Origin of the sequence: Pantoea sp. USHLN298 (genome assembly GCF_037149395.1) — a bacterium.
In the GTDB taxonomy this organism is placed as follows: Bacteria; Pseudomonadota; Gammaproteobacteria; order Enterobacterales; family Enterobacteriaceae; genus Pantoea; species Pantoea astica.
On the sequence record NZ_JBBCRO010000002.1, the window covers coordinates 14,617 to 26,727 of the forward strand.

Consider the following 12,111-nt stretch of genomic DNA (forward strand, 5'->3'; position numbering starts at 1 on the left):
CGCAACTCAGCGGAAAGCTGTGTACCAGCATAGGTGCAGTCTGATCAATTTGGAGTCAGTGATGACCAGCAGTAACCTGATACAACAATTGCAAGAGAGGGGCCTGATCGCCCAGGTGACGGATGAAGACGCGTTAACAGAGAAACTGGCGCAGGGGCCAATTTCGCTCTATTGCGGCTTTGACCCCACTGCTGACAGCTTGCATTTGGGCCATCTGGTACCGCTGCTCTGCCTGAAGCGTTTTCAGGATGCCGGACACAAGCCGGTGGCGCTGGTTGGCGGGGCGACCGGCCTGATTGGCGACCCCAGCTTTAAAGCCGCAGAGCGTAAACTCAATACCAGCGAAACCGTCAATGAATGGGTTGAAAAGATCCGCCAGCAGGTGGCGCCATTCCTTGATTTCGATTGCGGCAGCAACAGCGCTATCGCCGCCAATAACTACGACTGGTTTGGCAGCATGAACGTGCTGACCTTCCTGCGGGATATTGGCAAACACTTCTCCGTGAACCAGATGATCAATAAAGAAGCGGTGAAGCAGCGTCTGAACCGTGACGACCAGGGCATCTCTTTCACCGAGTTCTCCTACAATCTGCTGCAGGGCTACGACTTCGCCTGTCTGAACGAGCGCCACGGCGTCTCGCTGCAGATTGGCGGCTCGGATCAGTGGGGCAACATCACTTCCGGTATCGATCTGACCCGTCGTCTGCATCAGAACCAGGTGTTTGGCCTGACGGTTCCGCTGATCACCAAGTCTGACGGCACCAAATTCGGTAAAACCGAAGGCGGCGCAGTCTGGCTGGATGCGAAGAAAACCAGCCCGTACAAGTTCTATCAGTTCTGGATCAACACCGCGGATGCTGATGTCTACCGCTTCCTGAAGTTCTTCACCTTTATGAGCATTGAAGAGATCAATGCGCTGGAAGAAGAGGACAAAAACAGCGGCACCGCGCCACGCGCGCAGTATGTGCTGGCTGAGCAGGTAACGCGCCTGGTACACGGTGAAGCCGGACTGGCCGCCGCAAAACGCATTACCGACAGCCTGTTCTCCGGCGCCATCAGCGAGATGACCGAAGCAGACTTCGACCAGCTGGCGCAGGATGGCATGCCAACCATCGTGCTGGGTGCTGACGATGATCTGCAGCAGGCGCTGGTGAAAGCGGAGCTGGTGCCGTCACGCGGCCAGGCACGTACCATGATCGGATCAAACGCAGTCTCACTGAACGGTGAGAAGCAGTCGGACGCCGAGTACCGCTTCAGCGACAGTGATAAGCTGTTTAATCGCTACACGCTACTGCGTCGCGGCAAGAAACATTACTGCCTGATTAACTGGCAGTAAGATTTCAGGGCCGGTTTCCGGCCCTTTTTTATGGCAGGACAGGGCAAACAAGTGAAAAATATTTTAGCGATTCAGTCGCACGTTGTTTTTGGTCATGCCGGTAACGCGGCGGCTGAGTTTCCGATGCGCCGCATGGGCGCGAACGTCTGGCCGCTGAATACCGTACAGTTTTCTAACCATACCCAATATGGTCACTGGACCGGCACGGTGATGCCCGCCACCCACTTAACCGATATCGTGAAAGGCATTGCTGACATTGACCGCCTGAAAACCTGTGATGCGGTGCTGAGCGGCTATCTGGGATCGGCGGAGCAGGGCGAACAGATATTAGAGATTGTCCGTCAGGTGAAAGCGGCCAATCCCGACGCCTGGTATTTCTGCGATCCGGTGATGGGTCACCCGGAAAAAGGCTGCATCGTGGCACCGGGCGTGGCGGAGTTTCACTGCAAAATGGCGATGCCCGCCAGCGATATCATCGCGCCGAATCTGCTGGAGCTGGAGATGCTGAGCGAGCGCAGCATTACCGATGTCGCTGCCGCGGTGGATGCCGCACGGGCGCTGATCGCCCAGGGACCGAAAGTGGTGCTGGTCAAACATCTGGCACGTGCCGGCCGTCGCAGCGATCGCTTTGAAATGCTGCTGGTGACCGCTGAAGATGCCTGGCACATCAGCCGTCCGCTGGTCGATTTTGGCGTACGTCAGCCGGTCGGCGTGGGCGATCTGACCAGTGGCCTGCTGCTGGTCAATCTGCTGCATGGCAAAAGCCTGCAGGATGCGCTGGAGCACGTAACGGCGGCAGTGTATGAAGTGATGCTGAAAACCCATCAGATGGGCGAGTATGAACTGCAGCTGGTGGCGGCTCAGGATGCGATTGCCGCGCCAACGCAGCACTTCGCGGCAGAAAAACTGTAAAACGGAACAGGGCCGCTTCAGCGGCCCTGTTTATTAAGCGGTTCCCTTCTTACTGTAACCCTTCGGCTTTTAACGCCGCCTGCACCGCCGGACGCGCCGCTACCCGACTGAACCAGCTCTCCAGTGCTTCACATCCCGATAAATCGAGCTTCAGCGCTTTCGCCCAGCGCGTCACCACATAGAGATACGCATCGGCCACGCTGAAGCGCAGCCCCATCAGCCACTGTCTGTCATGCAGGCTCTCATCGACGTAGCGAAATTTCGCCTCCAGCTGCGTACGTGCCCGCGCTTTCTCCTCGTCCGTGGTGTCCGGACGAAACAGCGGCGTAAAGCCTTTGTGCAGCTCGCTGCTGGTGTAGCTCAGCCATTCAATGGTGTGATAGCGCGTCAGGCTGCCGGCAGGCGCCAGCAGATGGCGATCGGGCTTGAGATCTGCCAGGTACTGCACAATCGCCACGCCTTCAGTCAGTACCGTGCCATCACTGAGCTGCAGCGCCGGTACCTGACCTTTGGGATTGATTTGCCGAAAATCGTCGCCCCGTTCCGTGAGTTTTTTTGCCAGATCAACGTTCACCTGAGTGAAGTCGAGCCCGCATTCGCGCATGATAATGTGGGGTGAGAGAGAGCAGGCACCCGCTTTGCAAAACAGTTTCATGACCAGGCCTCCTTGATGCGATGGGATCACAGCATAGTAAAGGCTCAGCGAAGAATTGCCAGTGACGCGGATCAGGATCTGCGACCGGAGCCGCCGCCGCAAAAAAAAAGCCGGGCAGAGCCCGGCTGGAGAAGCGTCAGGAAATTACGCCTCAGCTTTTTTCGTTTCTGCGTCAGTATCCTGGGTCATGCGGTTAAGCAACGGCGCAGTAACCAGCATCAGCAGAGCAATCACCGCGGTAACGATACCGATCTGCTGGAATACGCGGCTGTAGGTCGCCAGCGACATCAGCGGATCGGTCACGTTTTCCGGCACCGCCATCAGATTCGCCACTTTACCGGCGATCACTGCCGCGCCAGCGGTGGTCAGGAACCAGGAGCCCATGATAAAGCCCATCAGACGCTGCGGCACCAGCTGGGCCACCATCGCCAGGCCGAGACCGGAGATCATCAGTTCACCGATACTCTGCAGCGCATAGCTCAGGATCAGCCAGTTAACCGAGACAATACCGGCATCGCTGGCGAACTTCGCGCCCACCGGCAGCACCAGAAACGCCCCTGAGCAGAGCACCATGCCGAAAGCAAACTTATGCGGCATCGGCAGCTTATCGCCCAGCTTGTTGTAGAGCGCCGCCAGCAGCGGGCTGGCCAGCATGATCCAGAACGGGTTCAGTGCCTGGAACTGTTCCGGCGCAAAGGTGATGCCGAGAATGCTGTGTTCAACGTTGCGGATTGCAAAGAAGTTCAGCGAGGTGGGCATCTGCATGTAGAGCACAAAGAACAGGATCGCTTCCACCATCAGCAGGAAGGCCACAATCATCTTACGACGCGCGGCACCCTGCAGGGCAAAGGCCTCTTTGGCAAACACCAGTACGATACCCAGCGCAATCACTGCCAGCACCAGGCGGGCGATAGACTGGTGATGCAGCATCCAGTTAGCCAGCGCCACCAGCACCACCACGCCAACCAGCGTCATCAGCAGCTTACCAATGTGCAGGGGGGCGAAGTCCGGTTTAGAACCGTAATCTTTCACCATGCGCTTGCAGAACAGGAAGTTGAACAGGGTGATCACCAGACCAATCACCGACAGCGAGAACGCCACGTTATAGCCATATTTCGCCGCTAACCACGGGGTCAGCATCATCGAAAACAGCGAACCGATGTTGATCGACATATAGAACATGGTGAAAGCACCGTCGATACGCGGGTCATCTTTGTCGTAGCAGGTGGAGAGCAGCGAAGAGGGGTTGGCTTTGAACAGGCCGCTACCGACAGCGATGGTCGCCATGCCGATATAGACAATGCTCACGTTGTGACCGGAGAACGCCACCAGCGCATAACCCAGCGCCAGCACCAGGACACCCAGCACAATCACGCGTTTGGTGCCCAGCACTTTATCGCCGAGCCAGCCGCCAATCGCCACCAGCCCGTAGACCAGGGCGCTGAACGAGGAGAACAGCGTGATGGAATCGGATTCAGACATCCCCAGCTGTTTCACCAGGTAAACCGCCATGATGGCCTGAAGACCGTAAAAACCAAACCGCTCCCACAGCTCAATCGAGAAGATTAAGTAGAACGCCTTTGGCTGTTTAAACGCATTGAGACTAACGGTCTCATCAGTGTGTTTGTTTGCAGTTGACACATGTACCTCAGTTTTATCACACCCTGTTTCGGGACAGGAATTAAGTCCGCGTCATGTGAGTTGTCCATGCGCAAGATTGTTATTAGAAGGGAAAAGCGGCGCCTAATTTGGCTGATTAAGCGCGACAGGGCAAGAATTTTCTGACCACTGGATGACCCTGATATTATCGGGTTAAAAAACTTATAACAAACTGTTAATCGGATTTAAATATGGCAAGCGGGGATTATAGCAGTATAAATAGGGTGGGTGCGAGTCACGGCCTGGATAATATTGATATTAACTGCTAATAGACGATTATCCAGATTAATAGTTTGTTGAATAATCACTATCCAGCACTATGAGTCAGTCAGCGGCTATTTATCAGGCGAAGCGATGAAAAAACCCTCATTTACCCACCTGCTTTGCGCTAAAAGTGAGCAAATGACGATCCTGCGCACAAACAGATGATTTAATTCAGGAAGAAAAAGAAGAAACCGTTTGCGTGGCGGAAATCTACGCAGCAAAAGCGGTGCGCGAGTGGCAATCGAAGCATAAAACTTCTGTCTGCGGCAGTTATCAGGTGCGCGGGTTATCCGGCAAAAATCGACCGTGATGAAGAGGCCGCCGGGCAGACTCGACAAAAAATTAACATTTAATCACCTTCCCGCGCCCGTCATAAGGCTCGTCCCAGGTGCTCTCCTTTACGTTGTTCTCCCGCTGTGATTACCGCGCTGATGTTATTGCCGCAGCCTGTCTGTCGAGCAACATTAACGCTGGTAATACTGCTTAAATAATTCATCGAACCATTCGATAAAAACCCTGACCTTAGGAGGAAGATAGCGTCGGTCAGGATAGAGGATGGAAACCGGTTTGGTTACCGTTGCGTAGTCAGATAACAGTTCCGTCAGCCTGCCCGCTTCAATGTCAGTTTCTAATGCCGCGCGTATGGCATGAAGTATACCAAGGCCTTGCAGGCCGCAGGATAACAACACATCTGAATTATTAACCCGCATACTGTGTGCCGGTCGCCGTGAAATAACCTCACCGTTAACAACAAATCTCCATTCATGGAGGTCACGGCTATGCTCGCTAAAAAAACAGACGGCTTTATGATCAGCAAGATCATCCGGCGTCTGAGGCGTGCCATATTTTTTCAGATAGGAGGGGGCTGCACAGGTCACCATCTGCAGATCGCCGACACGACGCGAAATAAAATTTGAATCCGCAAGCTCACCGAGACGTATAACACAATCGACGCCTTCGGAAATCAGGTCAGTCAGACGATCTGAAGCCGTTAAGACAATGTCAATCTGCGGATACAGAGCCTGAAAATTAGCCAGGAAGGGGATCAGAATACTGTGCGTCAGGGCCAGCGGAGCATCAATGCGAAGCTCGCCGTGCGGCAACTGATCGGGCGAATAAGAGGCCATCATCTCGCTGACATCGGTCAGAAGCGCTTTGGCTCGCTGATAAATTTCCTCTCCTTCAGCCGTCACACTCAGACTGCGTGTGGTGCGATGCAGCAGTTTAACGCCCAGCGTATCCTCCAGCTGCTTCACCGACTTGCTGACCGCAGGGCGATGCAACTGCAAAGCGTCAGCGGCACGGGTGAAGCTGCGCAGTTCTACAACCTGAACAAAAATGTCCATCAACTCAAGCATGTTCGGGCGCACGTTTTTAACTCCGCTGAAATAGTATGACCAAAATTGTGATAGCCGGGAGTATAACCCAGCTCAATTGTTTCTCCTGCAGAAACACTGAACCTCTTTTTGATGGCTTTTTACCCGCGATCGCTTTGCTTATCATGCCTCTCTGATACAGGCACACAGGAAATGACAGAAATGAAAGCATGGTTATTAAAAGATTTTGGTCTTGAAAACTTAAAACTGGAAGAGGTTGAGACCCCCACACCCGGTCCGGGTGAACTTCTGGTAAAAGTTGGCGCGGTTTCGCTGAACTTCAGGGACAAAGCCATCGTGGAGGGTTTTTATGAGCCACATCTGGTGCCAAAGCCCCTTATCCCGGTCTCTGATGCGTCAGGAACCGTGGTTGCCACCGGTGAGGGGGTAACCCGTTTCAGCATTGGCGATCGCGTTAATTCACATCTCTATTCCCGCTGGCTGGATGGCGAACCGGCTGCCGACGAGCCAGCCTGGTGTATAGGCATGCCGTTACCTGGCGGACTCGCTGAGTACATGATTCTTCATGAAGATAGCGCGGTCAAAGCCCCGGACAGCATGACAGATGAGGAAGCCTCCACTCTTCCTATTGCGGCGTTGACGGCATGGTACTCGCTAATGGATATCGGTAATTTGCAGCCCGGACAAACCGTGCTGGTACAGGGAACCGGCGGTGTATCCGTGTTTGCTGCTCAGATAGCGCATGCCTATGGCGCGCGGGTGATTGCGACATCCAGTAACGATGCCAACCTCGAACGGATTAAATCGCTGGGGGCGGATGAGGGGATTAATTATAAAAAATGGCCTCAATGGCAAAATAAAGTTCTGGAACTGACCGGGGGTAAGGGCGCTGATGTCACGGTGGAGGTTGCCGGTGGCAGCGGCATTAACCAGTCAATTACGGCAACCAAAGTGGCCGGAACGATTGCACAGGTAGGTTTTCTTACCGGTCAGACAGCGCAGCTTGATTTAATGCCGTTAATTTTCCGCCAGACAACCATCAGAGGCATTGCAGTGGCACCCCGTTCCTCGTTTGATCGGATGAACCCATTCCTGAATAAACACCATATCAAACCCGTTATTGAACAGGTTTACCGCTTTAGCGAGGCAGTCGACGCTTTTGAGCATCTCTCCCGGGGTGCATTTGGCAAAATCGTTATTAAAATGGATAGCTGATAACGTCAGTCGTCGTTGTCAAAAAGAAAAGGTACCCGACGTGGGCGACAATGATCGCCTGCGTTTGCCCTTCCGGTTTTACCCGGATCAGCAGGGTGACAAGCGGTAAGGCAGCGAGCAGACCGCCCGGTCGATCGCTGTGCTTCGCCGTTTCGGAAATCAGCACCACCTTAACAGCGGCTATCAGGTCGTTAAGATGAGCCAGAGCCGCGTTTTCCGGTAAAGTTGAGGCGTAGCAAGGGCGCTAGACAAGAAATTAACATTCCTGTAACCTCTTAATTTCCCTCATAAGGATCGTCCCATGTCTTCCCCTTTACGTTTATCTCTGGTTGGCGACTACCGTGCTGACGCCGTAGCCCATCAGGCCATTCCGCTGGCGATTGAACGTGCCGCCGCCCATCTGAATATCCGCGTTGACGCTGAATGGATTGCCACTGAACAGCTGGGCGATCTGAGCCGCCTGCAACAACGTGAGGCGATCTGGGTGGTACCTGGCAGTCCTTACCATAATGATGCGGGCGTTTTCGCCACCATCCGGCTGGCGCGGGAACAGGGCAAACCCTTTCTCGGCTCCTGCGGCGGATTTCAGTACGCGGTGATTGAATATGCCCGCAACGTGCTGGACTGGCAGGATGCGGCACATGCTGAGACCGATCGGGCCGGGCGGATGGTGATAGCGCCTCTCAGCTGTTCGCTGGTGGAGCAGCGGGGCGCGGTGAGATTTGAAGCCGGTTCACGCATTGCGCAGGCCTACGCTACGCTCAGCAGCGATGAAGGCTACCACTGTAACTTCGGCGTTAATCCTGAGTTCACGGCAGCGCTGGCCGGTAAGACGCTGGATATTACCGCATGGGATGCCGACGGTGACGTGCGCGGCGTAGAACTGCAGGATCACCCTTTCTTTGTAGCAACGCTGTTCCAGTCAGAGCGTGCGGCCCTGCAACAACAGGATTCACCGCTGGTGATTGCCTGGATGCAGGCCGCACTGGCACAACGCTAATGCGCGGCACGCTGTGACACTGTCACAGCGTGCCCGGTTAATCACGCAGCAGCGCCGGGCGTCTGGCGTCAAACGCCCAGTTTTCGATCAGAAACTGCATCCCGATCGCATCATTGCGATTTTTATCCGGCAGCGCGTTGTAGAGCGCATGTGCCGCGTCGACCCGCTTCATATCCAGCGTAATCCCCAGGCCGGGTCCTTCAGGCAGCTCCAGAAAGCCGTCGCGGATCTGCGGTGCCTGCTGCGTCAGCTGCTGTCCATCCTGCCAGATCCAGTGCGTGTCGAAGGCGGTCAGCCGATCGCCAGGTGCTGCGGCACCCAGATGCGCTACCATCGCCAGCGATACATCAAAATGGTTATTCGAGTGACAGCCGGTAGTCAGTCCCCATTCATGGCACAACTGCGCCACGGTGTGCGCATTGCGCATCGTCCAGAAGTGCGGATCGGCCAGCGGGATGTCGATGGCATTGAGCTGTAAAGCGTGCTGCAACTGACGCCAGTCGTTGGCGATCATATTAGTGGCAACCGGGATACCGGTAGCGCGCTTAAATTCCGCCAGCGTCTCACGGCCGGAATAGCCGTTTTCCGCGCCACAGGGATCTTCCAGATAGGGAATACGGCCCGCCAGCTGACGACCGTAGTAAATCGCTTCATCCAGTGACCAGCTGGCGTTGGGATCAACAGTGACCCGCGCCGTGGGGAAGCGCGCCAGCAGCGCATTCACCGTCTCCACTTCCACTTCGGGGTGATGCACGCCGCCTTTGAGTTTGAAGTCACGGAAACCGTAGCGATCGGTGGCGGCTTCTGCCAGCCGCACCACCGCTTCGGCATCCATCGCTTTTTCATGGCGCAGGCGGAGCCAGTCATCGCCACCGGCCTGGCCCGGCTGGTAATTCATGGTGGTCAGATGCCGGTCGGCGATATAGAACAGGTAGCCGAGTACCGGCACCCGATCGCGCTGTTTGCCGCTGGCCAGCAGCTCGGCGACCGGCAGATCGAGGTGCTGCCCCAGCAGGTCGAGTAACGCCGCTTCAATCGCCGCGGCGGCGTTGTAGAACTTCTCCGGATTCATCTGCGGAATATGAATATCATCGGTATGCGCACTTTGCTGGTGGCGCGCATCGCTGGCGAACAGCGTCGAAATCGTGGCGTTGAGCCGCAGCAGATCGCTGCCCTCAATCTGTGGCCGAAAACGCTCAAGCAGTGCCAGCGTCGAGGCGTGGCACGGGCTTTCGCCGACCCCGGTGCGGCCGGCGGAGTCAGTAAGAATCACCAGAATGCGGGTGAAAAAGCAGTTATGCGCGCCGCCAATATTCAGCAGCATACTGTCATAGCCGGCGACCGGCACCACCCGCATAGATTTAATGACTGGACTGGCTGACATGTTGATTCTCCATAGGGACAAGGGAAGACGGGGCCGGTTTGCGACGCAGCAGCAGCCACAGACCGGTCAGCAGCGAGACGCTGGTCAGGGCGTAGAGACCGCCGGTGGTTGAGCCGGTCTTCATTTCCAGATAGCCAAATACCGTCGGCGCGAAGAAGCCGCCGAGATTACCGATTGAGTTCACCAGCGCAATGCCGGGTGCCACAATCGAGGCGGGCAGTTCGCCCTGTGGCATCGGCCAGAAAAAGGTGGCGCTGACTTTCGAGCCGATGCAGGCGACGATCATCGCCACGAAACCAAACCACGGCGATCCCAGCGTCGCCATAAAGGTGCCGCAGGCGGCGACCAGCATGGCGGCACCCAGCGCCTTATCCAGCTTGTCACGATGACGATCAGAAAAGCGGCTCAGCAGGTTGATGGCGACAATCGCACACAGCCAGGGCACGGCGGTCAGAATCCCGATGCCAAAACTGCTGAAGCCCTGAATACGCTGAATAATCTGTGGCAGCCAGAACACCAGCGTGTAGCCGGTCATGGTCATGGTGAAGAAAATAACGCCGAAGAACAGCAGGCTGCGGTTACGCAGCAGCGACATCCGGCCCGGCTGCTGATTAAGCTGGTCGCGATGGGCTTCTTCGTTGTGCAGCTGCTGTGCCAGCGCCTGCTTTTCCGGTTCGCTGAGCCAGCGGGCATCGGCAGGTCGCGAAACCAGCACCCAGGCGGCCAGAATCCCCACCAGCACCGAAGCGCCACCTTCCAGAAACATCACCCACTTCCAGCCCGCGATGCCGAGAAAATTATGCATCATCAGGATCGCGCCGGTAATCGGGCCGGAAAAGAGAAAGGCCCCGGCGGTCGCGCTCAGCACCATCGCGGTAGCCCGACCGCGCCAGGCATTCGGCACCCACTGGCGAAAATAGAACAGTACGCCGGGAAAGAAGCCCGCCTCGGCGACGCCGAGTAAAAAGCGCAGCAGATAGAACTGCGTCGCCGAGGTGATAAAGCCGGTCAGCACCACGACCAGCCCCCAGGTAATCATGATGCGCGTCAGCCAGACCCGGGCACCAAAACGCTTCATCATCAGGTTACTCGGCACCTCAAACAGCGCGTAACCGATAAAAAACAGCCCGGCGCCCAGCCCGAAAGCCGCGGCGCTGATGCCGGCATCGGTCTGCAGCTCTGCTTTGATAAAGCCTATATTGGCGCGGTCGATCTGATTAATGATCAGCATAACGGCCAGCATCGGAATGATGCGGGTGAAAAACTTTTTGATGGCGGAGGCAATCAGCTCATCGTGATCGAGTGACAGGGCGCTTTCCATCGGTCTTCCTCGCGGTTGCGTAAAGAAGAGTAAAGTGTAAGGAGATGAAAAGGCGGGCTCTATGGGCAATCGCCCAGGGCAGACTGGGCGTCCGGCCTGGGCGAGAGTGTTATCAGTATGTTATGGAAAAGCCGCTGCGCTTTGGCTGACCAAATCTGTGGCACGGATCAAGTTCGGCGCTGACGCCATACGGCGGGAATCAGGCGCTGGCGGTCTGACGGCGCTGGGCGATCAGTTCCGCGCGCTGCAACAGGGCCTGCAAGTCATCTTCGTCGATATCCAGCAGTTCACCGGCTTCCAGCGCCTGGTGCAGATCCGCGCGCGTCAGCGGTACCGGCATCGCTACCGGCTCCGGTTTCACTTCTTCCGGGGCCAGCGGGTGCGGATAGCGGCGTCCGGCCAGGTTATTAAACAGCATAGCCAGCAGGGCCAGCGTCACCGAGTTGATCAGCACCGGCGTCAGCACAAAGTGGTAGCCCATCTGCTGCACCGTCGGACCGCCTAAAATGGCGGTCAGGGCTACCGCACCACCCGGTGGATGCAGGCAGCGCAGCTTAAACATCAACAGAATGGCCAGACCGGCGGCAACGCCCATGGCAATAGCGGGATGGGGGATAAACTGACTCACCGTGACGCCAGCCAGTGCCGACAGCGTATTTCCGCCAACCACTGCCCACGGCTGCGCCAGTGGACTGGCCGGCACGCCAAACAGCAGCACCGCCGAAGCGCCGACCGGGGCGATAAACCATAAATTCAGCTCGCCCAGCAGCCAGTGGCTGAGCAGACTGGTCAGAATCAATCCGCTACCGGCACCCAGGCTGGCAAAAAAGATATGCTTTTTACTCACCGCCAGCGGATGTGGCCAGAGACGGGCCAGAAACAGGCGTACCGCGTGCCTGCCGGTGCAAGGGCTGTTATTCATTACTTTACTCACCGTGTCATAACATTTTCTTATCGTCAGGGGCGGCGATTTTCCATCATCAACATCAATGTAACAACCCGACAAACTGTGCAGGTATCAACGGCGG

The 12,111-nt window shown here is 56.2% G+C and carries 10 protein-coding genes; 4 read left to right on the plus strand and 6 right to left on the minus strand.

Translation table 11 applies throughout. The features are described from left to right. Nucleotides 1–61 precede the first annotated feature (61 nt). Both tyrS and pdxY read left to right on the plus strand, forming a co-directional pair. The gene (gene tyrS, locus WFK59_RS04745; protein WP_233984420.1) at nt 62–1,336 is read left to right on the plus strand and encodes a tyrosine--tRNA ligase; all 1,275 of its coding nucleotides are present in this window, start codon (nt 62–64) and stop codon (nt 1,334–1,336) included. 51 nt (nt 1,337–1,387) lie between these two features. After that, nucleotides 1,388–2,248 carry a pyridoxal kinase PdxY gene (pdxY, locus tag WFK59_RS04750; protein ID WP_233984419.1) on the plus strand — a complete coding sequence of 287 codons (861 nt, stop codon included), beginning with the start codon at nt 1,388–1,390 and terminating at the stop codon, nt 2,246–2,248. Between the two features lie 49 nt (nt 2,249–2,297). Here pdxY and gstA read toward each other — a convergent pair whose 3' ends face one another. The 3 genes from gstA to WFK59_RS04765 all read right to left on the minus strand — a co-directional run bounded on the left by gstA (nt 2,298) and on the right by WFK59_RS04765 (nt 6,196). Then, on the minus strand, nt 2,298–2,903 hold the full coding sequence (gene gstA, locus WFK59_RS04755) for a glutathione transferase GstA (protein WP_336755150.1): 606 nt from the start codon (nt 2,901–2,903) through the stop codon (nt 2,298–2,300). 144 nt (nt 2,904–3,047) lie between these two features. After that, nucleotides 3,048–4,544 carry a dipeptide/tripeptide permease DtpA gene (gene dtpA / locus WFK59_RS04760; protein ID WP_233984417.1) on the minus strand — a complete coding sequence of 499 codons (1,497 nt, stop codon included), beginning with the start codon at nt 4,542–4,544 and terminating at the stop codon, nt 3,048–3,050. A 746-nt stretch (nt 4,545–5,290) separates the two neighbouring features. Then, nucleotides 5,291–6,196: a LysR family transcriptional regulator gene (locus WFK59_RS04765; RefSeq protein ID WP_336755151.1), complete on the minus strand. Its 906-nt coding sequence runs from the start codon at nt 6,194–6,196 to the stop codon at nt 5,291–5,293. 168 nt (nt 6,197–6,364) lie between these two features. Here WFK59_RS04765 and WFK59_RS04770 point away from each other — a divergent pair, with 168 nt between their 5' ends. Beyond that, a complete protein-coding gene (locus WFK59_RS04770) occupies nt 6,365–7,378 on the plus strand; it encodes a zinc-dependent alcohol dehydrogenase family protein (RefSeq protein WP_233984415.1) in 1,014 nt (337 codons plus the stop codon). Nucleotides 7,379–7,679: 301 nt separating this feature from the next. Next, entirely contained in the window at nt 7,680–8,378 is a 699-nt protein-coding gene (locus WFK59_RS04780) for a CTP synthase C-terminal region-related (seleno)protein (protein WP_336755152.1), read from the plus strand. 37 nt (nt 8,379–8,415) lie between these two features. On the opposite strand, the gene WFK59_RS04785 is transcribed toward WFK59_RS04780, so the two are convergent. From WFK59_RS04785 to WFK59_RS04795, 3 genes are all read right to left on the minus strand, one after another. Continuing rightward, nucleotides 8,416–9,762 (minus strand): enolase C-terminal domain-like protein, encoded by a 1,347-nt coding sequence (locus WFK59_RS04785; RefSeq protein ID WP_336755154.1) that lies wholly within the window; start codon nt 9,760–9,762, stop codon nt 8,416–8,418. Continuing rightward, the gene (locus tag WFK59_RS04790) at nt 9,740–11,083 is read right to left on the minus strand and encodes an MFS transporter (protein WP_336755155.1); all 1,344 of its coding nucleotides are present in this window, start codon (nt 11,081–11,083) and stop codon (nt 9,740–9,742) included. The genes WFK59_RS04785 and WFK59_RS04790 overlap by 23 nt, the downstream gene beginning before the upstream one ends. 199 nt (nt 11,084–11,282) lie before the next feature. Continuing rightward, nucleotides 11,283–12,005, minus strand: a complete 723-nt coding sequence (locus WFK59_RS04795) for an HPP family protein (RefSeq protein ID WP_336755156.1) — start codon at nt 12,003–12,005, stop codon at nt 11,283–11,285. Nucleotides 12,006–12,111 lie beyond the last annotated feature (106 nt).